General features: G+C 70.3%; 28 protein-coding genes and 1 pseudogene. 14 read left to right on the forward strand and 15 right to left on the reverse strand.

Going from position 1 to position 25,916, the window contains the following annotated elements; genetic code table 11:
* Positions 1-36: 36 nt before the first annotated feature.
* The gene (locus ACZ7OO_RS02435; RefSeq protein ID WP_471500689.1) at positions 37-252 is read right to left on the reverse strand and encodes a tautomerase family protein; all 216 of its coding nucleotides are present in this window, start codon (positions 250-252) and stop codon (positions 37-39) included.
* 171 nt (positions 253-423) lie between these two features.
* Between ACZ7OO_RS02435 and ACZ7OO_RS02440 the strand changes: the two genes are divergently transcribed.
* Positions 424-1,278 carry a helix-turn-helix transcriptional regulator gene (locus ACZ7OO_RS02440; RefSeq protein WP_471500691.1) on the forward strand — a complete coding sequence of 285 codons (855 nt, stop codon included), beginning with the start codon at positions 424-426 and terminating at the stop codon, positions 1,276-1,278.
* 28 nt (positions 1,279-1,306) lie between these two features.
* On the opposite strand, the gene ACZ7OO_RS02445 is transcribed toward ACZ7OO_RS02440, so the two are convergent.
* From ACZ7OO_RS02445 to ACZ7OO_RS02470, 6 genes are all read right to left on the reverse strand, one after another.
* Positions 1,307-2,779 carry an MFS transporter gene (locus ACZ7OO_RS02445; protein ID WP_471500693.1) on the reverse strand — a complete coding sequence of 491 codons (1,473 nt, stop codon included), beginning with the start codon at positions 2,777-2,779 and terminating at the stop codon, positions 1,307-1,309.
* Between the two features lie 96 nt (positions 2,780-2,875).
* Positions 2,876-3,256, reverse strand: a complete 381-nt coding sequence (locus ACZ7OO_RS02450; protein ID WP_471500695.1) for a hypothetical protein — start codon at positions 3,254-3,256, stop codon at positions 2,876-2,878.
* A 157-nt stretch (positions 3,257-3,413) separates the two neighbouring features.
* Positions 3,414-3,965, reverse strand: a complete 552-nt coding sequence (locus ACZ7OO_RS02455; RefSeq protein ID WP_471500697.1) for a hypothetical protein — start codon at positions 3,963-3,965, stop codon at positions 3,414-3,416.
* A gap of 87 nt (positions 3,966-4,052) precedes the next feature.
* Complete coding sequence (locus ACZ7OO_RS02460) at positions 4,053-4,538, reverse strand: hypothetical protein (protein WP_471500699.1); 486 nt, start codon at positions 4,536-4,538, stop codon at positions 4,053-4,055.
* Between the two features lie 76 nt (positions 4,539-4,614).
* On the reverse strand, positions 4,615-5,379 hold the full coding sequence (locus ACZ7OO_RS02465; protein WP_471500701.1) for a DUF4328 domain-containing protein: 765 nt from the start codon (positions 5,377-5,379) through the stop codon (positions 4,615-4,617).
* Between the two features lie 100 nt (positions 5,380-5,479).
* Positions 5,480-7,153, reverse strand: a complete 1,674-nt coding sequence (locus ACZ7OO_RS02470; RefSeq protein ID WP_471500703.1) for a beta-N-acetylhexosaminidase — start codon at positions 7,151-7,153, stop codon at positions 5,480-5,482.
* A 155-nt stretch (positions 7,154-7,308) separates the two neighbouring features.
* On the opposite strand from ACZ7OO_RS02470, the pseudogene ACZ7OO_RS02475 reads away from it, so the two are divergent.
* The 10 genes and pseudogenes from ACZ7OO_RS02475 (at position 7,309) to ACZ7OO_RS02520 (ending at position 14,429) form a co-directional block, all read left to right on the forward strand.
* Positions 7,309-7,882: pseudogene (locus ACZ7OO_RS02475) on the forward strand (2-oxo-4-hydroxy-4-carboxy-5-ureidoimidazoline decarboxylase).
* 189 nt (positions 7,883-8,071) lie between these two features.
* A complete protein-coding gene (gene sdhC, locus ACZ7OO_RS02480) occupies positions 8,072-8,452 on the forward strand; it encodes a succinate dehydrogenase, cytochrome b556 subunit (RefSeq protein ID WP_071659649.1) in 381 nt (126 codons plus the stop codon).
* Between the two features lie 5 nt (positions 8,453-8,457).
* Positions 8,458-8,940 (forward strand): succinate dehydrogenase hydrophobic membrane anchor subunit, encoded by a 483-nt coding sequence (locus ACZ7OO_RS02485; RefSeq protein ID WP_352225180.1) that lies wholly within the window; start codon positions 8,458-8,460, stop codon positions 8,938-8,940.
* Between the two features lie 19 nt (positions 8,941-8,959).
* Positions 8,960-10,714 (forward strand): succinate dehydrogenase flavoprotein subunit, encoded by a 1,755-nt coding sequence (sdhA, locus tag ACZ7OO_RS02490; RefSeq protein ID WP_471500705.1) that lies wholly within the window; start codon positions 8,960-8,962, stop codon positions 10,712-10,714.
* Positions 10,714-11,493 (forward strand): succinate dehydrogenase iron-sulfur subunit, encoded by a 780-nt coding sequence (locus ACZ7OO_RS02495; RefSeq protein WP_471500707.1) that lies wholly within the window; start codon positions 10,714-10,716, stop codon positions 11,491-11,493. The genes sdhA and ACZ7OO_RS02495 overlap by 1 nt, the downstream gene beginning before the upstream one ends.
* A gap of 102 nt (positions 11,494-11,595) precedes the next feature.
* Complete coding sequence (locus ACZ7OO_RS02500; protein ID WP_471500709.1) at positions 11,596-12,006, forward strand: VOC family protein; 411 nt, start codon at positions 11,596-11,598, stop codon at positions 12,004-12,006.
* Between the two features lie 94 nt (positions 12,007-12,100).
* Positions 12,101-12,508 (forward strand): hypothetical protein, encoded by a 408-nt coding sequence (locus tag ACZ7OO_RS02505; protein WP_352225184.1) that lies wholly within the window; start codon positions 12,101-12,103, stop codon positions 12,506-12,508.
* Positions 12,505-12,999, forward strand: a complete 495-nt coding sequence (locus tag ACZ7OO_RS02510) for a thiol-disulfide oxidoreductase DCC family protein (RefSeq protein ID WP_471500711.1) — start codon at positions 12,505-12,507, stop codon at positions 12,997-12,999. The genes ACZ7OO_RS02505 and ACZ7OO_RS02510 overlap by 4 nt, the downstream gene beginning before the upstream one ends.
* 9 nt (positions 13,000-13,008) lie before the next feature.
* Entirely contained in the window at positions 13,009-13,752 is a 744-nt protein-coding gene (locus ACZ7OO_RS02515; RefSeq protein ID WP_471500713.1) for a TetR/AcrR family transcriptional regulator, read from the forward strand.
* An 89-nt stretch (positions 13,753-13,841) separates the two neighbouring features.
* Positions 13,842-14,429, forward strand: coding sequence for a Uma2 family endonuclease (locus ACZ7OO_RS02520; RefSeq protein WP_471500715.1), 588 nt, complete (start codon positions 13,842-13,844; stop codon positions 14,427-14,429).
* Position 14,430: 1 nt separating this feature from the next.
* On the opposite strand, the gene ACZ7OO_RS02525 is transcribed toward ACZ7OO_RS02520, so the two are convergent.
* A complete protein-coding gene (locus ACZ7OO_RS02525; protein ID WP_471501239.1) occupies positions 14,431-16,839 on the reverse strand; it encodes an MMPL family transporter in 2,409 nt (802 codons plus the stop codon).
* Positions 16,840-17,013: 174 nt separating this feature from the next.
* Here ACZ7OO_RS02525 and ACZ7OO_RS02530 point away from each other — a divergent pair, with 174 nt between their 5' ends.
* Both ACZ7OO_RS02530 and ACZ7OO_RS02535 read left to right on the forward strand, forming a co-directional pair.
* Positions 17,014-17,703: a response regulator transcription factor gene (locus ACZ7OO_RS02530; RefSeq protein WP_352225187.1), complete on the forward strand. Its 690-nt coding sequence runs from the start codon at positions 17,014-17,016 to the stop codon at positions 17,701-17,703.
* Positions 17,700-19,133: a sensor histidine kinase gene (locus tag ACZ7OO_RS02535; protein WP_471500717.1), complete on the forward strand. Its 1,434-nt coding sequence runs from the start codon at positions 17,700-17,702 to the stop codon at positions 19,131-19,133. The genes ACZ7OO_RS02530 and ACZ7OO_RS02535 overlap by 4 nt, the downstream gene beginning before the upstream one ends.
* Before the next feature lie 36 nt (positions 19,134-19,169).
* On the opposite strand, the gene ACZ7OO_RS02540 is transcribed toward ACZ7OO_RS02535, so the two are convergent.
* The 3 genes from ACZ7OO_RS02540 to ACZ7OO_RS02550 form a co-directional block, all read right to left on the reverse strand.
* Positions 19,170-19,571 carry an ATP-binding protein gene (locus ACZ7OO_RS02540; protein ID WP_471500719.1) on the reverse strand — a complete coding sequence of 134 codons (402 nt, stop codon included), beginning with the start codon at positions 19,569-19,571 and terminating at the stop codon, positions 19,170-19,172.
* A 59-nt stretch (positions 19,572-19,630) separates the two neighbouring features.
* Positions 19,631-21,187: an ABC transporter substrate-binding protein gene (locus tag ACZ7OO_RS02545; protein ID WP_471500721.1), complete on the reverse strand. Its 1,557-nt coding sequence runs from the start codon at positions 21,185-21,187 to the stop codon at positions 19,631-19,633.
* A gap of 230 nt (positions 21,188-21,417) precedes the next feature.
* Positions 21,418-21,657 carry an SCO4848 family membrane protein gene (locus ACZ7OO_RS02550; protein WP_471500723.1) on the reverse strand — a complete coding sequence of 80 codons (240 nt, stop codon included), beginning with the start codon at positions 21,655-21,657 and terminating at the stop codon, positions 21,418-21,420.
* A gap of 91 nt (positions 21,658-21,748) precedes the next feature.
* Here ACZ7OO_RS02550 and ACZ7OO_RS02555 point away from each other — a divergent pair, with 91 nt between their 5' ends.
* A complete protein-coding gene (locus tag ACZ7OO_RS02555) occupies positions 21,749-23,023 on the forward strand; it encodes a D-alanyl-D-alanine carboxypeptidase family protein (RefSeq protein WP_471500725.1) in 1,275 nt (424 codons plus the stop codon).
* On the opposite strand, the gene ACZ7OO_RS02560 is transcribed toward ACZ7OO_RS02555, so the two are convergent.
* From ACZ7OO_RS02560 to ACZ7OO_RS02575, 4 genes are all read right to left on the reverse strand, one after another.
* Positions 22,971-23,876, reverse strand: coding sequence for a YihY/virulence factor BrkB family protein (locus ACZ7OO_RS02560; protein WP_471500727.1), 906 nt, complete (start codon positions 23,874-23,876; stop codon positions 22,971-22,973). The two genes, ACZ7OO_RS02555 and ACZ7OO_RS02560, sit on opposite strands and share 53 nt — an antisense overlap.
* A complete protein-coding gene (locus ACZ7OO_RS02565; protein WP_471500729.1) occupies positions 23,864-24,289 on the reverse strand; it encodes a GtrA family protein in 426 nt (141 codons plus the stop codon). Before ACZ7OO_RS02565 ends, ACZ7OO_RS02560 begins: the two co-directional genes overlap by 13 nt.
* Entirely contained in the window at positions 24,286-25,257 is a 972-nt protein-coding gene (locus ACZ7OO_RS02570) for a decaprenyl-phosphate phosphoribosyltransferase (RefSeq protein ID WP_471501241.1), read from the reverse strand. Before ACZ7OO_RS02570 ends, ACZ7OO_RS02565 begins: the two co-directional genes overlap by 4 nt.
* 62 nt (positions 25,258-25,319) lie before the next feature.
* On the reverse strand, positions 25,320-25,844 hold the full coding sequence (locus ACZ7OO_RS02575; protein ID WP_471500731.1) for a phosphatase PAP2 family protein: 525 nt from the start codon (positions 25,842-25,844) through the stop codon (positions 25,320-25,322).
* Positions 25,845-25,916: the final 72 nt, after the last annotated feature.

A 25,916-nucleotide genomic window follows, 5' to 3' on the forward strand; every position in this document is an offset into this window, starting at 1 on the left:
CTTCGAGTCGACGCCTGCCGGGATCCCTTCGCGGGGTCAGTCCTGCGTGGGCTGCCGGAGCATGGCCAGGGTCAGGACGTTGCCGCCGATGCCCCAGCCGCCGTCGGTGACCTCCTCGACCAGGACCATGGTGTTGGCCCGGGCGCGCTCGCCGTAGATCTCGACGTAAAGCTCGGTGGTCCGGGTGACGATCGTCTCCTTCTGCTTCTCGTCGAGGCTTCCGGCAGGGACCTTGAAGTTCGCGAAGGGCATGGTGGTTGTCTTTCGGTACGTGGTGACGGGAAGCTGCCTGCGGGGCGCCGGTGCGGTGTCCCGCTCGTGGCTTCAGAGTGGTTCGGCGGGGCCGCCCCAGCCAGGGCTGTCCCCACCCAGGGGTTGCCGTCCCCTGGCTCGCGTCGACCGGTACGCGCGACGATGGGAGACGTGAACCACTCCGCACTCGCCGCGTTCCTCAGGTCCCGGCGCGACCGGATCCGCCCGTCGGACGTCGGCCTGCCCACCGGCCCGCGGCGCCGGGTGCCCGGGCTGCGGCGCGAGGAGGTCGCCCAGCTGGCCGGGCTGTCCGGGGACTACTACACGGAGTTGGAGCGCGGGCGCGGCGCCCAGCCCTCGGTCCAGGTCCTGGTTGTGCTGGCCCGGGCGCTGCGGCCGAACGGCGATGAACGCGACCATCTCTTCCACCTCGCCGACCGGCCCGTTCCCCCGGCCGCGCACGGCCCCACCGCGCATGTCCAGCCCGGTCTGCTCGGCCTCCTTGACCAGCTCACCGCCACGCCGGCCCAGGTCATCACCGACCTGCACGAAACCCTCGTCCAGAACCCACTGGCCGCCGCCCTCGTAGGCAGGGCCCCGGCGCTGCGCGGTCCCCGGGCGAGCCTCGTCTTCCGCTGGTTCACCGAGCCCGGGACCCGGAGCCTGTATCCGCCCGAGGACCACGCCCACCACTCCCGGGTCTTCGTCGCCGACCTCCGGGCAGTCGCCGCCCGGCGCGGCGGCGACCGGGAGGTGAGCCGGATGGTGGCCGTACTGCGCGAACGCAGCCGGGAGTTCGCCGCCCTCTGGGACACCCACGATGTCGCCCTGCGTCGAGCCGATCACAAGCGCATCGTCCATCCCGCCCTGGGCGTCGTCGAACTGGACTGCCACAGTCTGTTCAGCGAGGACGGACGCCAGCGCCTGCTGTGGTTCAGTGCCCCACCCGGCAGCGAGGGCGCGGCCCAGCTGAGTCTGCTCTCCGTCATCGGCACACAGGACATGACGGCCTCGACGCCCGCCTGAGGGGCGCCGTCACCGCGGGGAGGCGGGCTCAGGTCGCCGAGTCCACCGGTTCCGGCGTCCGCTCCTGCGCGTCCCGCGGGGCGGGTGCCCGGTCCGCGTTCACGACCACGCCGGCCACGAGCGCGCCCAGCAGCAGCGCGGCCATCGCCCACCAGGTGGCCACGTTGAAGCCGTGCACCGTGGCCTTCGCCGCCAGCAGCCGCCGGTCGGGGATGCCGGCCGCGTGGGCGGTGGCGTACCGGGTGGTGACGCTCGCGGCGATGGTGTTGAGCAGCGCCGTGCCGATCGAGCCGCCCACCTGCTGGGCGGTGTTGAAGGTGGCCGAGGCTGCGCCCGAGTCGCGCGGGGCGACCCCGCCGGTGGCCAGGGAGACGGAGGTCATCATCGCCGTACCCATGCCGAGGCCGAGCATCAGCATGCCGGGCAGGATGTGCGAGGCGTACGCGGGCTCGACCCCGACCTGGGCTATCAGTGCCAGCGCCCCGGCCGCGACCAGCAGCCCGGGCACCAGCAGCAGGCGCGGCGGGACCCTGTGCAGCAGCCGGGCGGCGATCTGCGTGGAGCCGGTGACCATGCCGACGGTGATGGGGAGATAGGCGACGCCGGTCTTCACGGGCGAGTAGCCGAGGACGCCTTGCATGTAGTACGTCAGGAAGAGGAAGACGCCGAACATGCCGATGGTCACCAGGAGCACGGTGAGGTAGGCGCCGATGCGCTGCCGGTCGCGTACGACGGTGATCGGCAGCAGCGGGACCGGGGCACGCGTCTGCCAGAGACCGAAGACGCCGAGCAGGGCGACCCCGCCGACGAGCAGCGTCAGGACCAGGGAGTCGTGCCAACTCCGTGACTCCGCCTCGGAGAAGCCGTAGACCAGGGCGAGCATCCCGCCCGAGCCGAGCAGTGCGCCCGGCACGTCGAGACGGGCGTCGGGGTGACGGCCGCCGCCAGGCAGCAGCACCCAGGCGCCGGCGAAGGCGACCAGCGCGATCGGCACGTTGACGTACAGGCACCAGCGCCAGTCCAGGTACTGGGTGAGGAAGCCACCCGCGAGCAGTCCGACCGCGGCGCCCGCGCCGATGATCGCACCGAAGATGCCGAAGGCCTTCCCGCGGTCCTTGGGGTCGGTGAACGTCGTCGCGATCAGCGACAGCGCGGCCGGTGCCAGCAGCGCGGCGAACACGCCCTGCAGGGCCCGCGCTCCGAACAGCATCCCCTCGTTGGCCGCGGCGCCGCCGAGCGCGGACGCGGCCGCGAAGCCGACGAGCCCGGTCATGAACGCCGGTTTGCGCCCGGCCAGGTCGGCGATCCGGCCGCCGAGCAGCAGCAGTCCGCCGAAGGCGAGCGTGTAGGCGGTGATCACCCACTGCCGGTTGCCGTCGGACATGTGCAGATCGGCTTGGGCGGAGGGAAGCGCGATATTGACGATGGTCATGTCGAGTACGACCATCAGCTGGGCCAGCGCGATGACGACCAGGGCCCACCAGCGTCGGTTGTCGGCCATGGGCCAATCGTGCTCCCACCCACCCCACTTGGGAACGCCCGCGTCTCCTATTGCGGGGTTTTTGCCAAGTCCCCCGCTGTCCAGGGCTGTCCCCGCCTACCCCATGGCGTCCCGGCACAGCAGCCGCAGCGAGCCATGGCCGCCGTAACACCGCCGGGCCTCGTCGACGGGATCCCAGAGCCGGCCGTCGGGGGTGCGGATCCAGTGGTCGCCGCCGGACGACCACCACTCGGCGCCGGTCTGACGGGCGATCACCTCGCCGGCGTAGGCCCCGAGGCCGCGCAGCATCTCCCGTACGGCGTCGTACGGCGCGCCCTCCCGGCGTATCTCCTCGATCATCCGGTCGACCCGCCACAGGCTCTGTGCCGAGTAGTCGAGCCGGACCCGCGCGCCCTCGCGCATCATGGCCACCGCGTCCGCCGCCCAGCGGGCCGGTTTCGTGGCGGCGTGCGGCCTGGTCTGCTGCTGTGCTGTCACGTAGTGGGCTGTCACATAGAGAAAAGCGAGGTCAGCAGCGGCTTTGTCACTCCGGTTCGGGGTGTTTCGGCAACGGGTGCAAGACCCCCGCAAGTCCGCCGCAGCTCCGCCGCACCGCACCCACAGGAAGCTCTCAGGTCGGTCTTGCGGGCCCGGTTCAGCCGCGCCCGCGGGCCCGGCGTGACACCACCGCGCGCAGTACCCGGCGGCCCTCGGTGGAGACGTCCAGCGCGCGGCGCAGCCCGGCCGCGCCATGGCCGGCGAGCAGTTCGAGGACGATGACCTGGCGGCGCAGTTCGGCGGCGACCAGCGGGGACATGCCCTCGGTGCCGCCCTCGCGGCGGGTGTCGACGGAGGGTGCCGGGTCCTCGGCGGGGTCGAGCAGCCGGTGGATCCGCAGCGAGGCGACGGAACAGGCGTCGGCCCACCGCCGTACCTCGCCGGGGGCGCCGTGCTCGGGCGCGGCGTCGAGCATGCGGCGGGCGAGCAGTTCGGCCTCGGTCTCGGCCCCGGCCTCGCCGGTGCCGAGCACGCCCCGGGCCTTCTCCAGACCCGCGTCCCATCCGGAGCCGTCGGCAAGGCTGGCCCAGAGCGGCCGCAGCACCAGGTCGTCACCGCCGAGCAGCGGCACACACCGGTCCAAACAAGCCAGTCCGCTGGCGGCCAGACCGCGTTCATCGGCCTGAGCGATCAGCTCCACCAGGCTCATCCAACGCCTCCCACAACGGTATGTACCAAGGCGCCGACCTGTACGGAGCCCGCACCTCCCCTTACTGCGTGCAAGGGCCCGGGAGTGTCACAGCGGTACGACACCCAGCAGATCGAGCAGCCGGAAGAATGGGTTTTCGGCCAACAGCGCCGAGGGGTCGGGGTCGGCGGTCAGTACGGCGAGGAGCTCGTCGGGGTCCGCGGTGTGCCCGGCCTCGGCGGCCCAGGCGACGGCGCGGCCGGCGGCGTCGCGCGGTTCGAGGAAGTAGTCCTCCAGGGACAGCCCCTGCTCGTCGAGCCCCAGCAGGCGGGCCGCGGCCCCCCGGCCCAGGCAGGTGGTCCAGCCGCCGCTCTCCGGCGCCGCCGCCTCGACGACCACACAGGCGCCGTCCATCACATAGCCGAACAGCGCGGGCGAACCGGTGCGCGCGGCGAGGGCGTTCATGCTGCCGACGTCGGCATCGGGGCTGTCGTACTCCCAGACCCGCCAGCCGTCCGGCGCCACGGTCCGCACGGTGCCCCGGCCGGGCGGCGACTCACCCCGGCCGACGACGAAATACCCCCGGTGGCCCATGTCCGTCCCCCCACTCGTTGCGGGCCGAATACACCACAGGGAAAGGCGAGTTCGCCAGAGGTGTGCGGGCAGCGGATCAGAGCGCGACCGGGGCGGCGCCCGCCAGCGCCTTCTCGTGCTGCATCCGGGTCAGGCGTACCACGACGAGGATCGCGAGGACGGCGGCGGCGATGTCGATGAAGTCCGCGATGAGCATCTCCCCGGTCACGGCGTGCACCCAGGCCGCGCCCTCGGCGTCGTCGTAGTCGCCCTTCGCCATGCGGCCGAAGAACAGCGAGACCAGCCACATCGGCCACCAGACGTTGACCAGCAGGTGCGAACGGGTCGTCCCCCACGGGCTGCTGGCGTCCCATATCTCGAGGGTGATCCGGCGCGGGAACCAAAGGCTCACGACCGGCGCGAACCAGCCGCCGATCGCCCAGCCCGGCGACATGCTCTGGCCGAGCGGGTCGAACACCTGGGCGTTGGCCCGTACTCGCTGGAACCAGCACAGGTACACGACCACGCAGGCGACCATCGCGACGGAGTGGCCGCCGGCGGCGAGGCCGACCAGCCTGTAGGCGCGGTCGGCCCGCCGGAACACTCCGGCGCCGCCCTCGCCGTCCATGAGGTCACCCACGGCGTCGTACTGCAAGAAGCCCGCCCAGACGGCGAACAGGTCGGCGGCGATGACCACGCCGAGCAGCACGACGGCGGCCCGGCCAAGGCCGACCGGAGAGCGCAGCCACAGCCCCGGCGTGCTGCCGAAGACCGGGGCGGGCTCGGGCGATGCGCCCAGACAGCGGTGGCACAGGGCGGCGCCGGGCGCGGCGGCGAAGTGGTGACAGCGGGCGCAGATCAAGACGGTTCCCCCGGGACAGGGCACGGGACCCTCCCCTGGTCCGCGCGCGGAAGCGGAACATACGGCCCGCCACCGCCGCACGTCCACCTCTCGTCGCGTGTCAGCCCAGCTTGCCCGCCAGGTTCTTGAAGTCGGTCCAGGACACGGTCGGGGCGCCCGGGTCCCAGAGCTTCTGGATCGTGGCCCGCAGCGGCATCCGGATGCCGGCGGCGACCTGGTCCTGTGTCTGGGAGTTGGCCAGGTCGCACCAGACGGCGAAGGAGCCGCCGAGGATCTGCGGGTCGTACGCCGCCGGCACGGCCGTGGTGCCGCGCAGCACCCGCGGGGTCCACTGCTGGTAGATCCGCTGGCCGGTCGGGTAGACGAAGGTGTTGGGCTGCCCGAGGACGTAGTAGAGGAACTCGTCGTTGTAGTTGAGGACCTTCCGCCCCGCGCTCAGGTACTCCACCGGCTGCCGGGCGCCGATCTCCTTGCCGGTCCAGTAGGCGACCTGGAGGTCCTTGGCGGGCTGCACGGAGGTGCCCCGGAAGAAGCCGTCGTTCCAGACCCGCATGGTGCGGTCGTGGGCGCGGACGGTGTCGGCGCGGTCATTGAGCCAGCCGGTGGTGAGGTCGGCGACGGTGCCCGAGGCGCCGTACGCCTGCCGGGCGTCGGCCGCCAGCTGTGGGTAGGAGGCCTGCGGGTCGGCGACGGTGAGGGCCTGGTACTCGTCGCCGCCGAGGTTCCAGTAGGAGCCGGGGAACAGGTCGGCGTACTCGTCGAGCAGATCGTCGACGATCTTCGCCGAGTCGTCCTGGGAGATGTCGATGGCGCCCTTGGTGGCGACGCCCCGCACATTGCGCAGCTGCAGATCCGGGTGAGCGGCGATGACGGCGCCCAGGTGTCCGGGCGAGTCGATCTCGGGCACCACCTGGATGTGCCGGCTGGCCGCGAGGGCGACGATCTCCTTGACCTGTGCCTTGGTCAGATGGTCCGCCGAGACGATCTCGGGATGGGTGGCGGACTCGATCCGGAACCCCTGGTCGTCGGAGAAGTGCAGCCCGAGCTGGTTGAACTTCAGATCGCCCAGTTCCCTTATCCGGTTCTCGATCCACCCGGCGGTGAACGGCTTGCGCGCGATGTCCAGCATGAACCCGCGCTGCGGCTTGGCCGGCTGGTCCTTCACGACCCCCTCCGGGGCGCTGCCGCTGCCCCGCACCTCCTGTTTGAGCGTCCGGGTGCCGTAGAAGACGCCCGCGTCACCGGGCCCGCTGATCCGCACCGACCCGCCGCTCACGGTCATGGTGTACGACTCCGGGTCCCCGGTACCGCCGAGGTCGAGCCGCAGGTCGCCCGCCTTGACGTCCTCGTTCGCCCGCTTCTGGCCGGCGTACGACAGCCCCAGCTCAGCCGCTGTCAGCCGCCCCTCGTCGACCAGTGCCGCGTTGCTCACCACGACCCGCTCGCCCTTCTGGGGGCGCCAGCCGGGCCCGCGGGCGGCGGTGTGGGAGCGTACGGCGGGGATGGTGCGGGGGGCCTGGGAGAGGGGGTAGCTGCGGGTGGGCGTGGGGGTCGGGGTCGCCGCCGCTGCCCGGTCGGCGGACGAGGCGGCCGGACTGCTCGCGGACGGTTGTCGGGCGGCCGATCCGGCCGCGGTCTTTCCGGCGCCGCCCGAGGTGGCGGCCCATACGCCGATGCCGGTGCCGAGCACGACGGTCGCGACGAAGGCTGCGGCGATCACCGTCCGTCTCCGTGCGACCTGCTGTGCCGGGGGCCTGCGCTTGTGCTGGCTCACCGGCCCAACGTACGACCCATCCACCGCACAGGCGTCATGCACTCGCTCGGAAACTCTCCCGTTCGGGTGAGATTCAGGCAACCAACGGACACGCCGTGAACGTCCTCGATAGCGTCGACGACACAGCTCTCACAGCATCCCCTGCCACACCGCATGTGACGCGAGGACCCACGCTGCCCGCCCACCGTCTGCCCCACCTCCCCACCGCGCTGGACGCCTTCAACGCCGCGCCCGACGACGAGGTCGGCGGCCTGCTCCTGCACTGCCTGCGCAGCCTGCGCTGGTCCCGTCGGCTCGCCGACCACCGCCCCTACCCGGACGTGGAGTCCCTTCTGGCGGCGGCGGACGAGGCGGCGTACGACCTGTCCCCGGCGGACCTCTCCGAGGCCCTGGCGGGAGAGTCCCTCCCCCGAGCTGCCCGAGGACACCTACTCGGCGGCCCACACGGCCCTGACCGCGGCCCACGCGGCCTACGAGGCAAAATTCGGACACGTGTTCGTCATCTCGCTGGGCGAAACGCCACACGGGGAATCCCTGGACCGCGTCCTGGAAGGTATCCGATCACGTTTGACGAACGATCCGGAGGAGGAACGGATCGTGGCGGCGGATGAGCTACGGCGCCTGGCCAGAGGACGGCTGATGGAGAAACTGAGGGGCTCGGGGCCGCCTACATCGGCGGCTCCGCCGCGGGGCTCGACCGACCACAAACAACCCGCACCCGGCAAATAACCGAACCTCCCGCCCCCGGATGCCGCCCGGCTAACCCATACGCGTGCCACTTTGATCACACCGGTAGGCCCGGCGTAAGCCCGGCCGCAGCGCATCGCTACGATGCTGGGGGCCGGTGGACCGTACCCGGCCGGGCCCGACCGACACCAAGCCGGCGCGGCCCCAATCCCCGCTCCCGGAGGGACTTCCGTGCCGGCTGGAACGCTGTACCGCGGCCGGGAAGGAATGTGGTCCTGGGTGGCTCACCGAGTCACCGGCGTCCTCATTTTCTTCTTCCTGTTCGTTCACGTGCTGGACACCGCTCTCGTCCGTGTCTCCCCCGAGGACTACGACAAGGTCGTAGCCACGTACAAGACGCCGATCGTCGCGCTGCTGGAGTACGGCCTCGTGGCCGCCATCCTCTTTCACGCGCTCAACGGCCTGCGTGTCATCGCCGTCGACTTCTGGTCGAAGGGCCCGCGCTACCAGAAGCAGATGCTCTGGACGGTCGTCGGTGTCTGGGTCGTCCTGATGGCCGGGGCCGTTTACCCCGTTCTCGGCCACGCCGCTCGTGTCCTGTTCGGGAGCTGACGCAGATGTCGACCACTGAAACCACCGCAGCCGGCGTCGGCCCCGTCGAGGGCGCCCCCGTCTTCAACGTCGACAACCCGGCCCCGCTGATCGAGGCCCCGCGCAAGCGCACCAAGAAGTCCCCGAAGTCCACCCGGGGCAACTTCGAGATGGCCGCGTGGCTGTTCATGCGTCTGTCCGGCGTCGTGCTGGTCGTCCTGGTCCTCGGCCACCTGCTGATCCAGCTGGTGCTCGACGGCGGCGTGTCGAAGATCGGCTTCGCGTTCGTCGCCGGCCGCTGGGCATCGCCGTTCTGGCAGGTCTGGGACCTCCTCATGCTCTGGCTGGCGATGCTGCACGGCGCCAACGGCCTGCGCACGGTCATCAACGACTACGCGGAGCGCGCGAACACCCGGCTGTGGCTGAAGGGCCTGCTCTACACCGCCACGGTGTTCACCATCCTGCTGGGCACGCTGGTGATCTTCACCTTCGACCCGAACATCCGCTAGGCACGGGGCTGCGAGAATCATGAAGATCCACAAGTACGACACCGTCATCGTCGGCGCCGGCGGCGCGGGCATGCGCGCGGCCATCGAGTCGACGAAGCGCAGCCGCACCGCGGTCCTGACCAAGCTCTACCCCACCCGCTCCCACACGGGCGCCGCGCAGGGCGGTATGGCCGCCGCGCTGGCCAACGTGGAGGAGGACAACTGGGAGTGGCACACCTTCGACACGGTCAAGGGCGGTGACTACCTGGTCGACCAGGACGCCGCCGAGATCCTGGCGAAGGAGGCCATCGACGCCGTCCTCGACCTGGAGAAGATGGGCCTGCCGTTCAACCGGACGCCCAACGGCACGATCGACCAGCGCCGCTTCGGCGGTCACAGCCGCAACCACGGCGAGGCGCCGGTCCGCCGGTCCTGCTACGCGGCCGACCGCACCGGCCACATGATCCTCCAGACGCTGTACCAGAACTGCGTCAAGGAGGGCGTGGAGTTCTTCAACGAGTTCTACGTCCTGGACCAGCTGATCACCGAGGTCGACGGCGTCAAGAAGTCGGCGGGTGTCGTCGCCTACGAGCTGGCCACCGGCGAGATCCACGTCTTCCAGGCGAAGGCCGTCATCTACGCCTCCGGCGGCTGCGGCAAGTTCTTCAAGGTGACCTCCAACGCGCACACTCTGACGGGCGACGGCCAGGCCGCCGTGTACCGCCGGGGTCTGCCGCTGGAGGACATGGAGTTCTTCCAGTTCCACCCGACCGGCATCTGGCGGATGGGCATCCTGCTGACGGAGGGCGCCCGTGGTGAGGGCGGCATCCTCCGCAACAAGGACGGCGAGCGCTTCATGGAGAAGTACGCGCCGGTCATGAAGGACCTGGCGTCCCGTGACGTCGTCTCCCGGTCCATCTACACGGAGATCCGTGAGGGCCGCGGCTGCGGTCCCGAGGGCGACCACGTCTACCTCGACCTCACCCACCTCCCGCCGGAGCAGCTGGACGCCAAGCTCCCGGACATCACCGAGTTCGCGCGGACCTACCTCGGTATCGAGCCGTACACGGACCCGATCCCGATCCAGCCCACCGCGCACTACGCGATGGGCGGCATCCCGACGAACGTCGAGGGTGAGGTCCTGATCGACAACACCACGGTCGTCCCGGGCCTGTACGCGGCCGGCGAGGTCGCCTGTGTGTCGGTGCACGGCGCCAACCGCCTGGGCACGAACTCCCTGCTGGACATCAACGTGTTCGGCCGTCGGGCGGGCATCGCGGCCGCGGAGTACAGCCACACGGTGGACTTCGTGGAGCTGCCGGAGAACCCGGCCGAGTTCGTCGTCTCGCAGATCGAGCAGCTGCGCACCTCGACGGGCAACGAGCGGGTCGCCACGCTCCGCAGGGAGCTGCAGGAGACCATGGACGCCAACGTCATGGTGTTCCGCACCGAGCAGACGATCAAGACGGCCGTGGAGAAGATCGCGGAACTCCGCGAGCGCTACCTGAACGTCTCGATCCAGGACAAGGGCAAGCGGTTCAACACCGACCTGCTGGAGGCCATCGAGCTCGGCAACCTGCTGGACCTGGCCGAGGTCATGGCGGTCTCCGCCCTGGCCCGCAAGGAGTCGCGCGGCGGTCACTACCGCGAGGACTACCCCAACCGCGACGACGTCAACTTCATGCGCCACACCATGGCGTACCGCGAGGTGGGCGACGACGGCACCGAGTCCATCCGTCTCGATTACAAGCCGGTCGTCCAGACCCGCTACCAGCCGATGGAGCGTAAGTACTGATGGCAACCCCTGTTCTGGACAAGTCGGACGCGGCCGGCCAGCCCGAGCCCGGCTTCGCCGACTCCCCGTACATCACGGTCACCTTCCGGATCCGCCGCTTCAACCCGGAGGTCTCGGCGGACGCCGTCTGGGAAGACTTCCAGCTGGAGATCGACCCGAAGGAGCGCGTCCTCGACGGCCTCCACAAGATCAAGTGGGACGTCGACGGCACGCTGACCTTCCGCCGCTCCTGCGCGCACGGCATCTGCGGCTCGGACGCGATGCGGATCAACGGCAAGAACCGCCTTGCCTGCAAGACGCTGATCAAGGACATCAACCCCGAGAAGCCGATCACGGTCGAGCCCATAAAGGGCCTGACGGTCCTGAAGGACCTGGTCGTCGACATGGAGCCGTTCTTCCAGGCGTACCGGGACGTGATGCCGTTCCTCATCACGAACGACACCAACGAGCCGACGCGTGAGCGTCTGCAGTCGGCCGAGGACCGCGAGCGCTTCGACGACACCACGAAGTGCATCCTGTGCGCCGCGTGCACGTCGTCCTGCCCGGTCTTCTGGAACGACGGCCAGTACTTCGGCCCGGCGGCCATCGTCAACGCGCACCGCTTCATCTTCGACTCGCGTGACGAGGCCGGCGAGCAGCGCCTGGAGATCCTGAACGACCGTGACGGCGTCTGGCGCTGCCGTACGACCTTCAACTGCACGGACGCCTGCCCGCGCGGCATCGAGGTCACCAAGGCGATCCAGGAGGTGAAGCGAGCGCTGATCACGCGCCGCTTCTGATCCCGGCTCCGCCGCGACGTGGAAGGGCCCCGCTCCCGGGAAGGAGCGGGGCCCTTCCGCGTGTCGGCCGCCGGTGCGGGTGCACGGATCTAACCTGACGGTATGTCAGATGACGAGTCGTACGAACTGCTCGGGTTCGACAACGTGCTGCTCCCCGTCGGAGACCTCGCGGATGCCGTCGGCTTCTACGAAAGGGCCGGGTTCACGGTCGGGTTCCGGTTCGACGAGGGCGGGATCGCCCTGCTGAAGGTCGGCGGTGAGACACCCGGGATTCTGCTGCGGGCCGAGGCGGGGCTGGGGCAGCGGACGCCGGTGTGGGCCGCGCCGCGGCTGTGGCTCGAGGTGCCGGACGCTCGGGTGGCGGCGCGGCGACTGGCGGAGGCCGGGATCGCCGTGCTCGACGCGCCTTTCTCCGTCGCCACCGGGTGGACCGTCGAGATCGCCGACCCCTGGGGGAACGTCCTCGGGTTCACCGACTACAGCAAGCGGCCGGAGTTGGCGCGGCGGGCGTGAACCGGGCCACTCCGCAACCGAGTTGAACATGTTCAAAGGCAGGTCTACAGTCATCCCTGTCAGCGTTTTGAACGCGTTCAAGAAGGGGTGGGGCATGGACCGCACGGTCATCGCCTACGTCATCTACCTGCTCGTCAGCATCGGACTCACCATCTGGGTGGCCCGCACGCTCAGCCGCAACGGGCGGATCTTCCTCTCCGACGTACTGCACGGGAACGACCAGCTCGCCGACGCCGTCAACCACCTTCTGGTGGTCGGCTTCTACCTCGTCAACCTCGGCTTCGTCGCGCTGTACCTGCACACCAGCGACACCGTCGACGACACCCGGGAGATCTTCGAGGCCCTGTCGGCCAAGCTCGGCGTCGTCCTGCTGGTGCTCGGCGTGATGCACCTCGGCAACGTGTACGTCCTCAACCGGATACGGCGGCGCGGGGTCATGGAGAAGGAGCAGCTCCCGCCCGTCCCGCCGCAGGGCTGGACCGCGCCGGCGGCCGGGGCGTGAGCACCGTGCCGGCCACCGACGACCGGGGCGCCACGCGCGTCCCGGTCCGCGGGCTCACCGTGCTCTACGACGCCGAGTGCACCCTCTGCACCCATCTGCGGGACTGGCTCGTACGGCAGCCGCAGCTGGTGCCGCTCACCCTGGTCCCGGCGGCGTCGGACGAGGCCCGCGCCCGCTTCCCGGAACTCGACCACTCCGCCACCCTCGACGAGGTCACCGTCGTCGGCGACTCCGGGCAGGTCTACCGGGACACCGCGGCCTGGATCGTCGTCCTGTGGGCGCTGCGGGAGCAGCGACCGCTCGCTCACAGGCTGAGCACACCGGCCGGGGCCCGGCTGGCCCGGGGCGCCGTGCTCGCCGCCGCCCGGTGGCGGGGCGCGCAGTGGGGCGGGAAGGTCTACCGGCGTCAGGACGGCTGGGTGTACGACCCCGGACTCGGGTGGATCTACGACCCTCCGGGCTGTGCCGGCGACGTCTGCGCCACTCGTTAGGCTCTGTCCGTGTCCGCGAAGAACGACGGTCCCGTCGAGGCCGATACGCCGAGCAAGTCCGAGCAGACCCGCGCGCTGATCCTGGAGACGGCGATGCGGCTGTTCCGGGAGCGCGGCTACGAGAAGACGACCATGCGAGCCATCGCCACGGAGGCCGGGGTCTCCGTCGGCAACGCGTACTACTACTTCGCCGGCAAGGAACACCTGATCCAGGGCTTCTACGACCAGCTCGCCGCCGAGCACCGGGTGGCGGTCCGCGAGGTCCTGGACCGGGAGACCGACCTGGAGGCACGGCTCGCGGGCGTCCTCAAGGTGTGGCTGGACATCGCCCGGCCGTACCACGAGTTCGCGGTCCACTTCTTCAAGAACGCCGCCGACCCCGACAGCCCGCTCAGCCCCTTCTCCCCGGAGAGCGAGCACGCGCGCGTGGAGGCGATCAGCGTGCACCGGGAGGTGCTGGCCGGGGCGAAGACCAAGGTGGCGGCCGAACTCCGGGACGTCCTGCCCGAGTTGATGTGGCTCTCGCAGATGGGCCTCGTCCTGTACTGGATCTTCGACCGGACCGAGGGGCGCGAGCGCAGTTACCGGCTCGCCGAGCGCGGGGCCCGGCTGACCGCGCGAGGCGTCTCGCTCGCACGGTTCCGGGTGCTACGGCCGCTGGTGCTGGAGGTGCACGAACTGTTCACGGACTTCCTGCCGGGGATGACGGGGGTACTGCCGGATCCGGCGGTCAAGGGGCGCCGGGGCGAGTGATCACTTTCGGGTGAAGCGGTTCGAAGGGGACAGTGGGGGGCTCGGCTGCCTACGATGATTTCCTCGACACCAGCCATGGGAGGCGTCTGATGGCCGCAGCAGCTGTCGAGCGGCCGCACGAGGAGTGGTCGCAGATCGCCGAAGCGAACCACATCATGGAGAGCATTCCGGGCCTTCGCGTCGAGATCATCGGAGACCAGATCCTCGTGAGCCCAGCGCCGGATGGCCCTCACTCCGAAGCGTTGATGCTGTTCGCAGCCCCATTCATGAATCTGGGCCTGGTGCGAGCGCTCCCGGGCATTGGCCTTTGGCTGCCCAGCGGTCCCGAGGACTATGCAATCCCCGACCTCTCGGTGGTCGACGACGACTACCGAGACCACCTGGTGGAGAACAGCTGCTACGACCCGACCTGCTTCCGTCTGGTCATGGAGGTCACGTCCAGTAATTGGAAGACAGACCTGCAGACCAAGGTCACCTACTACGCGAAGGCCGGGATTCCCATCTACGTCATCGTCGACCGGAAGCACCAGCGCATCCATGTGCTGACCGAACCGACGGGCGGCCGATATGCCACCCACGGGATCCACATTCCCGGGGAGCTGGTCACGCTCCCCGATTCCGTGGGCGGCAAGGTCGTGCTGGATGTCGAGCGCCTCCTCAAGGCCGGGTTGGCCTGAGTCAGTTGACCGCGTCCACCTCCCCCTCCGCCAGTTCCACGTCGTACACCAGCGGCCCCTCCGTCACCGTTACGTGCCGGGCCTTCGAGCCGTACGACGATGACGTCACCGCCAGCAGATACGCACCCGGCGCCGGCACCGACAGGATGTAGGAGCCGTCCGCCAGGGACGTCACGCGGTCCAGCTGGCGCCCGCCCTTGGACATCAGGGTCACCGACGCCTCCTCCACCGGGTCGCCGTCCGCCGTACGCACGAAGCCGTGGATCGCCGTGGCCGGGCCGGTCGGCTCGGCGGGCTCCGGGGCGGCCTCCTCCGACGGCTCCACCGCCAGGTGCGGCAGCCGCTTCTCCAGCCAGTCCGGCAGCCACCAGTTGGACGTGCCGAGCAGATGCATCGCGGCCGGCACCAGCGCCGTACGGAGAATGAACGCGTCGAGCGCCACCGCCGCCGCCAGGCCCACGCCCGCCATCGCCGCGCCCGAGTCGCCGCTCAGGACGAAGGCCAGGAAGACACAGACCATGATCAGGGCGGCGCTGTTGATGACCCGGCTGGTCTCGGCCAGGCCGACCCGGACCGCCCGCGCGTTGTCCCTCGTGTGCACCCACTCCTCGTGCATCCGGCTCACCAGGAACACCTGGTAGTCCATCGAGAGGCCGAAGAGGAGGGACAGCATGATGACCGGGAGGAACGCGTTGATCGGGCCCTCCTTGCCGAGGCCCAGCAGGTCCAGGCCCCAGCCCCACTGGAAGACCGCGACCAGGACGCCGAAGGAGGCCGCCGCCGCGATCAGGTTCATCACCGCCGCCGTCAGCGGGACCACCAGGGAGCGGAAGGCGATCAGGAGGAGCAGGAAGCCCAGGCCGATGATCGTGGCGATGAACAACGGCAGACGGTCGCCCGTGACCGTGGCGAAGTCCTTGGAGACCGCCGTCACGCCGCCCACATGGGCCTGAGCCCCGGCCTTCGGGATCACCTGGTCCCTGAGCGTGTCGATCAGGTCATCCGTCTCCTTGGACTGGGGGGACGTCGTCGGGACCACCTGGATGACGGTCACGCCCTGCGCGGGCGGGAGCGCGGCGACCTGGGCGACTCCGGAGGTCGCCTTGATGCCCTGGACCAGCTGCGCCGTGTCGCCGCCCGCGCTGACCACCTGGAGCGGACCGTTGAAGCCGGGGCCGAAGCCCTCGGCGAGCAGGTCGTAGGCCTTCCTGGTGGTCGTGGACGCGTCGTCGTTGCCCTGGTCGGTGGCGCCGAGACGGAGGGAGAGGACCGGGATGGCGAGGATCGCCATGACGACCACGGCGAGCGCGGCGATACGCCTCGGGCGCTTCTCGACGTTCACCGACCAGCGGGCGGCCAGGCCGCTCGCCTTCTCCGGTTCCGGGCCCTCGGCGGCCAGCCTGCGGCGCTGGCGGCGGCTGAGGACGCGGGGGCCGAGGATGCCGAGCAGGGCGGGCAGGAGGGTCGTGGCGGCCAGGACGCTGAGCACCACCGTCAGGGACGTGCCGATGACCACGCCGTCCAGGAAGCGGAGCCTGGTGACCAGCATGCCGGCCAGCGCGATACAGACCGTGCCGCCCGCGAACAGCACCGCCCGGCCCGAGGTGTTGAGGGCGGTGACCGCGGACTCCTCGGGGTCCATGCCGCGCAGGATGCCCTTGCGGTGCCGGGTGACGATGAACAGGGCGTAGTCGATGCCGACGCCGAGGCCGATCAGGGAGGCGAGCAGCGGGGCGATGTCGGGGATGTTCGTGGTGTGGCTGAGGAGCTGGGTGGAGAACAGGCCCATGCCCACCCCGAAGACCGCGATGGCGATCGGAAGGGTCATCGCGAAGAACGAACCGAAGGCCAGGAAGAGGACGACGGCCGCCGCGATGATGCCGACCATCTCGGAGAGGCCCTGGGGCGGCTCCTGGACGCGCTGGATGGCCTGCCCGCCCAACTCGACCTGGAGTCCGCCGCGTTCGGCGTTCTGGGCGGTGTCGACGACCTTCTGGACGACGTCCTTGGGGATCTCGTTCGCCCGCTGGACGAAGGTGAGCTGGGCGTACGCGATCCTGCCGTCCTGGCTGATCTGCGCGGCGCCCCCGGTGCCGGCGTAGGGGCTGGTGACCGCGCCGACGCCCTTCAGCTTCGCGATCGTGTCGAGGGCCGGCTGGATGCGGCTGCGGACCGCCTGGTCCTTGACCGAGCCGTCGGTGACCTTCCAGACCACGGTGTCCGTGTCGCCCGAGGTGTTCGGGAAGGCCTTCTGCATCAGGTCGTACGCGCTCTTGGAGTCCGTGTCGGGGAGGGAGAAGACGTTCGCGTAGTTCGTGCCCGCCGTCGAGGCCGAGAAGCCCACGCCGAACAGCGCCCCCACCCACAGCAACAGGACCACCAGCCGGTGCCGATAGCACCACCGTGCCAATGCCGTCACGCTCAACAGCTCCTTGATCGAAGTCAGTTCGGTCGGTTGGTCCCCCAGGTCCTGGGCAACAGGATTGGTGGCGGGACGCCCGCCGGACACGCGGCGCGCACGACTCTCAAGGAACTCCAAAGCTGTGAGCCCCCGGCTGTCGGTGGTCGCGCCGATACTGGGGGCATGACGGCTCCAGGCAGCACCGTGCTGATCGTGGAGGACGAGCCGAGCATCGCGGACGTCCTCGCCATCGCCCTGCGCTACCACCGGTTCGAGGTGATGACGGCCGCTACGGTCCGGGACGCCCTCGCGCTGGCCGAGCGCACCCGCCCGGACGCGGCCCTGCTGGACGTGATGCTGCCGGACGGCGACGGCCGGGCCCTGGCCCGCGAACTGCGCGCCCGGCAGCCGGACCTGGCGCTGGTCTTCCTGACCGCGCGGGACGCGCCCGCCGAGATAGTCGGCGCGCTCGGCTACGGCGACGACTACATCACCAAGCCGTTCAACATCGACGAGGTCGTCGCCCGCATCGGCGCGGTGCTGCGCCGCACCCGCCCGGCCGACGTCATCCAGCAGCGCCCGCCGCTGCGCTACGGCGACCTGGAGCTGGACGAGACGACGTACTCGGTGCATCGCGCGGGCCGCACGGTCGAGCTGACCCCGACCGAGTACGCGCTGCTGCGCTTCCTGGTGCGCAACGGCGGCCGGATCGTCCCCAAGGAGCAACTGCTCAGGCACGTCTGGCAGTACGAGCACGCGCCGTCCGAGTCGACCGTCGTGGAGACCTACATCAGCTATCTGCGGCGCAAGCTGGACACCCTGGGCGCGCCGGTGATCACCACCCGGCGGGGCGTCGGATACGGCCTGGCATGAACGTCGGGAAGCGCCGGCACCGGCACGGCATGCACTCGCTGCGCGGCAAGCTGACCCTGGCCAACGTGGGCCTCCTTGCCGTCGGCATCGTGGTGGCGACCACGGTCAGCATCACGGGCATGCGGCTGTACCTGCTCGACCAGGTGGACTCCTCGCTGCTCAAGATGCGTACCTCGCTGGGGAGTTCGGGGCTCACCCTGCGGCAGGTCGACTCGCTGGGCGCACTCGGCGTCATCCGCGACCGGGTCGTGCCGGCGCAGTCCGACCCAGCACCGGGCTCGATCTTCGCCGTGGTCGACACCAAGGGCAGCGCCGTCGAGGTCTTCGACATGGCGCCGACCGAAGCCCAGCGCGGCCTGGCGGCCGCCGTGCACGACCCGCGTGCCCTCGCCGCGGCCCCCGACCCGGGCGATGTCACCGTGCACGGCGCGATGTACCGGGTGACGGCGACCCGGCTCGCCGACGGCCCCTACATCCTGCTGGCCACCTCGACCGAGCTGCTGCACGAGGGCATAGCGAAGGCGCTCCGGCTCGACTTCGCCGTCGGCACGGTGCTGCTCGCGCTGCTGGCCTGTCTGACCATGTTCAGCGTGCGACGCCGGATGCTGCCGCTGGAGGACATGGTGGAGACGTCGTCGGCGATAGCCGAGGGGGATCTGACCCGGCGGGTGCCCTCGAGCCAGCACCCGACGGAGGAGGTCGAGCAGCTGCGGCTGGCCCTCAATTCCATGCTGCACCAGGTGGAGACGGCGTACCGGACCCGCGAACGCAGCGCGGCCCAGTTGCGCCGGTTCGTCGCCGACGCCTCGCACGAGCTGCGGACGCCGCTCGCCGCCATCCGCGGCTATCTCCAGCTGTACGACAAGGGGATGCTTCGCGAGCCCGCGGAGCGGCGGCGGGCCTGGGACCGGATGCACGGCGAGGTGGACCGGATGGGCCGGCTCGTCGACGAACTGCTGCTGCTGGCGCGGCTCGACCAGCGGCCCGAGATCCGGTTCCGGAACGTGGACGTGAGCCGGCTGGTGCGGGACGCGGCGGAGGATCTGCGGGCACAGCAGCCGGGGCGGCCGGTGGCGGTGACCGCCGAGGGGGCGGTGCTGGTGCGGGCCGACGAGTCGGGGCTGAGGCAGGTGCTGGGAAACCTGGTGGCCAACGTCCGTACCCATACACCGGTCGAGGCGGCGGTACGGCTGGGGGTGGAGCGGTCGGACGGGGTGGTGCGAGTGTGTGTGGCGGACGAGGGGCCGGGGCTGGCGGAGGAGGACGCCGCGCGGATCTTCGACCGGTTCTTCCGGGTGGGGAGCGCGCAGGGGAGCGGGCTGGGGATGGCGATCGTGCAGGGGGTGGTGGACGCGCATGGCGGGGAGGTGGCGGTGAACACCGCGCCCGGAGAGGGGCTGGCCGTGACGGTGACGTTGAGGTGCGGTTGATTTTCGGGTGCGGGGTGCCTACGGCTGGAGGCGCTCTCAAGGATCAGCCAGAACCAGCGCCCACACCGTCTTTCCGTGTGTGCCCCTGCTCCATACCCCCCACGCCGCCGCGATCGTCTCCACCAGGTGCAGCCCCCTGCCCGTCTCGTCGTCGTCCCCGACGATCCGGAGCCGGGGCTCCACCCGGCCCTCGTCGGAGACCTCGATCAGGCACGAGCCGTCCGCCAGTGCCGTCACCGCCACCTCGAACTCCCGCTCGAGCAGCGGGCCGTGGCGTACGACGTTGGTGGCCAGCTCGGACACCAGCAGCATGGCGTCACCGACCGCCGGCTCGTCCGGGCCGTGTCCCCACTCGCCCAGATGGTCCCGGACCCGGTGCCGGGCCAGGCCCGGGGACGCCGGGTGCCGGGGCAGCCGGAAGGAGTTGCGTCTCAGCACGTCTGCTCCTCACCCCACGCACACCTCCGTCACATGGTGCTGCGTCGGGTGCCCGCCCGTCAGATCCAGTCCAGACTCCACAGCCGGAACACGCCCGTGCTGTCCGTGAGGTACTGGTCGCCGCCCACGTCCTCGCTGCTGACGACGTAGTCCGTGCGCTGCCAGAGCGGGATCAGCGGCACGTCGTTAGCCACGTCCGTCTGGATGGTGCGGAAGTCCTGGTCGACGCGGGCTCGGTCGGCGTACTGCTGACTGTGCAGGATGAGGCTGTCGACGGCCTTGTTGCTGTAGCCGGTGCTCATCACGGAGTCGCTGCCGACCAGGGAGGCGCCGAAGGTGTCCGGGTCGGGATAGTCGGCGACCCAGCCGACCGCCCAGGCGTCCATCTTGCCCGTGGCCCAGGACTTCTGGAAGTCGGTCCACTCGTATCCCTTGACGTCGGCCTTGAACAGGCCGCCCGCCTCCAGCTGCTTCTTCAGCGCCGCGGCCTCCTCGGCGCCCGCGCCGTGGCCGATGCCGTAGCCGAAGGAGAACTCGACCGGGGTGGAGACGCCGGCCTGCTCCAGCAGTGCCTTCGCCTTGGCGACGCTCGGCGTGGGGTACTGGTCGAAGAAGGACGTGGTGTGGCCGGTGAGGCCGGCCGGGATCAGCGAGTACAGAGGCTCCACCGTCCCGTCGTACACGGTGGCGGCCAGCTCCTCGCGGTTGACAAGCCAGGCCAGCGCACGGCGGACGAGAACGTCGTGCAGGGCCGAGTTCTTACGGGTGTTGAAGTAGAGGTTGCGGGTCTCGGCGCTGTCGGCCTCCGTCACCCGCTGGTTGGGGTCGCTCGGCGAGAGCTTGGACACCATGGCCGGCGGCAGCGTGCGGGTGGCGACGTCGACCTGCTTCGTCTTGTACGCGCTGCTGAGCTTCGCCGAGTCGGGGTAGTAGTCCAGCTCGACGGGCCGGCCGGTGCCGCTGATGTCGCCCTTGTAGTGGTCGTTGGGCTGCAGGGACGCCTGCTTGCCCTTCGTGTACGACGCCAGGCGGTACGGGCCGGTGCCGTCCACCGAGTTGTCGGTGCGCAGGCTGTTCGCCGGGTACTTGTCCTTGTCGACGATCGCACCGGCGCCGGTGGCCACCTTGAACGGGAACGTCGCGTCCGCGGACGACAGGTGGAAGGTGACGGTCCTGCCGGAGGCGGTGACCGAGGAGAGCGTCGAGAGCAGCGAGGCCGGACCGACGTCGGAGTTGATCTTCTTGACCCGGTCGAAGGAGTACTTCACGTCCTCGGCGGTCATCGCCCGGCCGCTCGGGAAGGTGATCCCGTCCCGGAGGACGCAGCGGTACGTCTGCAGACCGGTGTCCGTGAACTTACAGCTCTCGGCCGCGTCCGGGACCGGCTCGACACCGCCGGGCTCGAAGGTGAGCAGCGACTGGAAGACGTTGTTGAACAACGCCCAGGAACCGGCGTCGTAGGCGCCTGCCGGGTCCAGCGAGGTGACGGCGTCGGTCGTACCGACCGTGATCGTCTTGTTCTTGTTCTCCTGCGACGGCAGCAGCTGCCAGCCGCCGATCCCCGCGATCGCCAGTACGAGAAGCGTCACGAGAATCCGCATGCGAACAGATCGCATGGTTGGTGCCCTCCCCAGGACCCTCACGGATCCGTTCCAGGCCCTGCCCAGGCCCTCCACCAGTGCCACTCCCCTAAGTGACGCGGCTCACCTAACCACAGGTGTTTCTTGTGGGGGAAGTGTGATCTGACTAGATGAGGAAGAACTTACCGAGTGCTTGTTTCCGCCGGATTTCACAGCTCCTCCACAGACACCCGGCGTTCAGGCCTGCTTCGACGACGCGCCTGCCCCTATGACGTTCGGCGCAGTGCGCGTACTCCACGCAACCCGATGACCCCGATGACCGTCCCCAGTACGAAGGAAACGACGGCCAGCGTCAGGTGGATCCAGAAGTACGCCGTGGGGTGGCCGTTGTCGAAGGCAAGCCCGCTGCCGTCCTTGACCAGATTCTTGATGAAAGTGATCCAGATGAACCAAGACCACACTCCGAACGCGAGCAGGAACCAGGACACCGGGCGACTGAGCTTCATGGGTTCAGTATCGCCGTCGGCTGTCCGGTTCCGTGTCCGGGGTGGGGTCGGTGACGGGACTTCGCCCTCCGTGCCAGGTACGTTCTCGTCCGTGTTCGCACCGAAGCCCCGTGCCGGCCGATCTCTGCTGGTCGCCTCCGCCGCCTTGCTGTCCCTGTCGCTCACCGCGCCGCCCGCGCTCGCCGCGCCCACCCCCTCGGCCAGTCCGTCGGCCACTCCCCCGGCGCACATGTCGACGGTCGGCGGCGCCCGGCTGGGGCAGCCCGGCACCCAGGTCGATCTGGCCGCCGGGGTGCCGGTGCTGCCGAAGGACATCACGGCGCGTTCCTGGATCGTCTCCGACGCCGAGTCGGGAGAGGTGCTCGCCGCGCACAACGCGCACTGGCGGCTGCCCCCGGCGAGCACCTTGAAAATGCTGTTCGCGGACACCGTGCTGCCGCGGTTCCCGAAGTCGACCCCGCACAAGGTGCTGCCGACCGACCTCGCGGGCATGGGCGCAGGCTCCAGCCTGGTGGGGATAAAGGAGGGCCAGACCTACACGGTCCACGACCTCTGGCTCGGCGTCTTCCTTCGCTCCGGCAACGACGCCGTGCATGTGCTGTCCGCGATGAACGGCGGTGTCGACCAGACCGTCCGGGACATGCAGTCCCACGCGGACGACCTCCAGGCGCTGGACACGCATGTGGTGAGTCCGGACGGGTACGACGCGGCCGGGCAGGTTTCGTCGGCGTACGACCTGTCGCTGTTCGCCCGTTCCGGGCTGCAGAAGAAGGACTTCCGGGAGTACTGCTCGACCGTGCGGGCCGCGTTCCCGGGCGAGACGACGAAGAACGCCAAGGGCAAGTCGGTCCGTAAGTCCTTCGAGATCCAGAACACCAACCGGCTGCTGAGCGGCGACACCGACGTGCCGGTCTACCAGGGCATCGCGGGTGTGAAGAACGGCAACACCACCAACGCGGGCGCCACCTTCACCGGGGTCGCGGAGCGGGGCGGCAAGGTGCTGCTGGTCACCGTGATGAACCCGGAGAAGAAGGAGCACAACGAGGTCTACAAGGAGACCGCCAAGCTGTTCGACTGGGGTTTCCAGGCGGTCGGCAAGGTGACTCCGGTGGGTGTGCTGGTCCCGCCGAAGGGGGCGGTGGACTCCAGTGCCCAGCCGGGGACGGCCGCGTCGGCGTCCGGGTCCGGGTCCGGGAAGGGTGCCGGGTCGAGGACGGTGGCCGCGTCGTCCGCCGACGGCTCCAGCGGGGTCGGGGTCGCGCTGGCGATCGCGGGCGGGGCGCTGGTGCTGCTGGTGGGCGCGGCGTTCCTGGTCAACCGCCGTTGGCCACTGCCGGATCTGGTGCGGCGGCGGACTCGTCCGTGATCTCGGTGCTGCTCTCGGTCGCCGTCCAGGCGGCGCAGAACAGGACGAGTTTCGAGGTGAAGTTGATCCACAGCAGCAGGGCCACCGGGACGCCGAACGCGCCGTACATGCTCTTCGTTGCGATGCCCTGGATATAGCCGCTGAGCAGCAGCTTGAGGAGTTCGAAGCCGACCGCGCCGATCAGGGCGGCGACCAGCAGTCGGCGGCGTGGCGGTTCGACCCCGGGCAGCAGGGTGAGGGCGTAGAGCAGGACCAGGAAGTCGGCGACCACCGCGACGACGAAGGCGATGACGCGCAGCAGCAGGCTGCCCCAGCTGTGCCTGTCGATGCCGAGCTGTCCCGCCGTCCAGCCGACGGTCGCCGAGGCGATCGTGGACACGACGAGGGTGACCAGCAGCGCGCCGCCGAGGCCGATCAGGATGCCGGCGTCCTTGGCCTTGGCGACGATCGGGTTCTTGTCCTTGTCCGGCAGCTCCCACACCGTGCGCAGACAGTCCCGCATCTGGCCGACCCAGCCGATGCCGGTGAACAGCAGGACGGCACCGGCGATGAGACCGACGGTGCCGGCGTTCTGCACCAGGGAGTTGATGTCCAACTGGTCGGAGATCCCCGGGAACTGGTCGGCGATCTTGTTCTGCAGGCTATGCTGCTGTGACTCGCTCAGCGTGCCGGCGGCGACGGCGGCGGCCACGGTCAGCAGCGGGAAGAGCGAGACGAAGCTGATGAAGGTCATGGCGGCGGCCAGCCGGCTCCACTTCACCCGGTCGAGCCGCTCGTACGACCGCCATGCGTGCGTGCCCATCAGCCAGCCGACGAGCGGGCCGACGACGGGGAGTTTTCTCAACCAGTCCATGATCCGACTCTGCCCCCTGCGCGGAATACCAATGTGCGGGTACCCCAGAAGCGCAGAACTGTGGCGAGCGCCATGCCGATGACCGCGCCGGAGACCGTGTCGGCGCGCTGTGAGGTGAGGCCGAGGCCGTAGTGGCTGACGGCGAGGCAGAGCAGCTGGACCAGGGCACCGGCGAGGTTCACGGCGACGAAGACGGCGTAGGGGCGCGCCCCGGGCACGCGCGCGTGGCGGTAGGTACCGCGCGCGTTGCCGAGGTAGGCGACCGTGCAGCCCGCCAGGAAGGACAGGGACTTGGCGGTGAGCGGGTCGAGGGCGGCCGGGCCGCGCAGGCAGCTGAAGAGGGTGAGGTCGGCGGTGTACGCGAGCAGGCCGACGGTGGCGAAGCCGATCAGCTCGCGCGGGTGCGCGCTCACCAGTGGGCCACCGCGAGCCCGTACATCGCGAGCCAGGCCAGGCCGATCAGGGCGAGGGCGCGGTCGCGCAGGACGACGTCCTCGGGTTCGCCGGCGGTGCCCCGGTCGGCGAAGACGGCGTAGCGCAGGATCGCCAGGATGAAGGCGACCATGGACAGCTGACGCCACGGCAGCAGGCCGGCGGCGGGGGTGCGGTGGCCCTCCAGTGCCCACAGACAGTAGGCGAGGACAGCGACCCCGGCCGCGAGCTGCCAGACGAAGCGCAGGTAGCCGGTGGTGTACTCGGTGAGCAACGCGCGCGTGGCGCCCGCTTTTCCGGCCAGCTCCACGGCCTCGGAGTAGCGCTTGGCCGACACCATGAAGAGCGCGCCGAAGCCGGTGGTGATCAGGAACCAGCGGGACAGCGGGATACCGAGCGCGACCCCGCCGATCACCGCCCGCATCAGGAAGCCGGTCGTGACGACGACGAGGTCGACCACCAGGACGTGCTTCAGGGCGACGCAGTACGCCAGTTGCATGCCCAGATAGGCGACCAGGAGGGCCGGGACGAGGGGCGGGGTCAGCCGGGTGGCGAGCAGCGGTCCGAGGACGGCCAGGACGCCTCCTGCCGCGTAGGCGACGGGGACGGGGACCTGCCCCGCGGCGACGGGGCGGCGGCACTTGGTGGGGTGGGCGCGGTCGGCGTCGGCGTCACGGGCGTCGTTGATCAGGTAGACGGCGGCGGCGCAGGCCGTGAAGAGGACGAAGGTGACGGTGAGGGTGAGCAGCGCGTGCGCGGAGAAGAGCCGGCCGGCGGCGGCCGGGGCGGCGATCACGAGGCTGTTCTTGACCCACTGCTTGGGGCGGGTGGTCCTCAGCAGGCCCTTGAGGAGACCGCCGGGGGTGACACGCGCGCGTGTCGGGCCGTGCGCCGGTCCCTGCGGTCGGGCAGGGTGGCCGCGCCGGTCGTGCAGATTCGTTTCCGCAATGCCGTCGGCCGCCGCTTCGGTGCCGTCGGCCGTCGCTTCCGTGGCGGCGTGCGCGGTCTCGGTCACACCCGCCTCCCCGCATTCGAGGTACCTGGCACTCCCCCGCGCATCCAGCGCGCCCCGGCGCGCGCCGTGAGCGCCCCCAGGGCCGCGCCCGCCGCGACGTCCGTCGGGTAGTGCACGCCGACGACCAGCCGGGAGAGGCACATGGCGGCCGCCAGGGGCGCGAGGGCGGGCGCGCCGAGCATCCCGAAGGCGACGGCGGCGGCCGCGGCGGAGGTGGCGTGCGAACTGGGGAAGGAGTGCCGGCCCGCGGTACGCACCCGGGGCCGGACATGCGCGGGGCGCGCACGGCGCACGATCCGTTTGACGCCCATGCTGCCGAGGTGCGCGCCCGCGACGAGCGCCGTGCCACGCAACCAGGCGCCGCGCCGCGCGCCGTCCACGGCGGCTCCGGCGAGGCCCGCCGCGAGCCAGAGCGCGCCGTGCTCGCCGGCGAGGGAGAGACCGCGCGCGGCCGACGCGACGCGTGGATCGGCACCGCAGGCATGCAGCGCGGAGAGGATCCGGTGGTCCATGTCGTCCATTGGACTCACTGTTCCCCTTGGCCACGCCAAAGCTGCGACCATATTGAGCGACATTCCGATAATCACCCGTTT

It is taken from the genome of Streptomyces sp. NPDC111744 (assembly GCF_055634995.1).

Excerpts from the sequence above, each read along its gene's own strand:
- ACZ7OO_RS02435 (WP_471500689.1), bottom strand. The coding sequence starts at position 252 with ATGCCCTTCGCGAACTTCAAGGTCCCTGCCGGAAGCCTCGACGAGAAG.
- ACZ7OO_RS02445 (WP_471500693.1), bottom strand. The coding sequence starts at position 2,779 with ATGGCCGACAACCGACGCTGGTGGGCCCTGGTCGTCATCGCGCTGGCC.
- ACZ7OO_RS02455 (WP_471500697.1), bottom strand. The coding sequence starts at position 3,965 with ATGAGCCTGGTGGAGCTGATCGCTCAGGCCGATGAACGCGGTCTGGCC.
- ACZ7OO_RS02460 (WP_471500699.1), bottom strand. The coding sequence starts at position 4,538 with ATGGGCCACCGGGGGTATTTCGTCGTCGGCCGGGGTGAGTCGCCGCCC.
- ACZ7OO_RS02485 (WP_352225180.1), top strand. The coding sequence starts at position 8,458 with ATGTCGACCACTGAAACCACCGCAGCCGGCGTCGGCCCCGTCGAGGGC.
- sdhA (WP_471500705.1), top strand. The coding sequence starts at position 8,960 with ATGAAGATCCACAAGTACGACACCGTCATCGTCGGCGCCGGCGGCGCG.
- ACZ7OO_RS02495 (WP_471500707.1), top strand. The coding sequence starts at position 10,714 with ATGGCAACCCCTGTTCTGGACAAGTCGGACGCGGCCGGCCAGCCCGAG.
- ACZ7OO_RS02500 (WP_471500709.1), top strand. The coding sequence starts at position 11,596 with ATGTCAGATGACGAGTCGTACGAACTGCTCGGGTTCGACAACGTGCTG.
- ACZ7OO_RS02505 (WP_352225184.1), top strand. The coding sequence starts at position 12,101 with ATGGACCGCACGGTCATCGCCTACGTCATCTACCTGCTCGTCAGCATC.
- ACZ7OO_RS02520 (WP_471500715.1), top strand. The coding sequence starts at position 13,842 with ATGGCCGCAGCAGCTGTCGAGCGGCCGCACGAGGAGTGGTCGCAGATC.
- ACZ7OO_RS02530 (WP_352225187.1), top strand. The coding sequence starts at position 17,014 with ATGACGGCTCCAGGCAGCACCGTGCTGATCGTGGAGGACGAGCCGAGC.
- ACZ7OO_RS02535 (WP_471500717.1), top strand. The coding sequence starts at position 17,700 with ATGAACGTCGGGAAGCGCCGGCACCGGCACGGCATGCACTCGCTGCGC.
- ACZ7OO_RS02545 (WP_471500721.1), bottom strand. The coding sequence starts at position 21,187 with ATGCGATCTGTTCGCATGCGGATTCTCGTGACGCTTCTCGTACTGGCG.
- ACZ7OO_RS02550 (WP_471500723.1), bottom strand. The coding sequence starts at position 21,657 with ATGAAGCTCAGTCGCCCGGTGTCCTGGTTCCTGCTCGCGTTCGGAGTG.
- ACZ7OO_RS02560 (WP_471500727.1), bottom strand. The coding sequence starts at position 23,876 with ATGGACTGGTTGAGAAAACTCCCCGTCGTCGGCCCGCTCGTCGGCTGG.
- ACZ7OO_RS02575 (WP_471500731.1), bottom strand. The coding sequence starts at position 25,844 with ATGGACGACATGGACCACCGGATCCTCTCCGCGCTGCATGCCTGCGGT.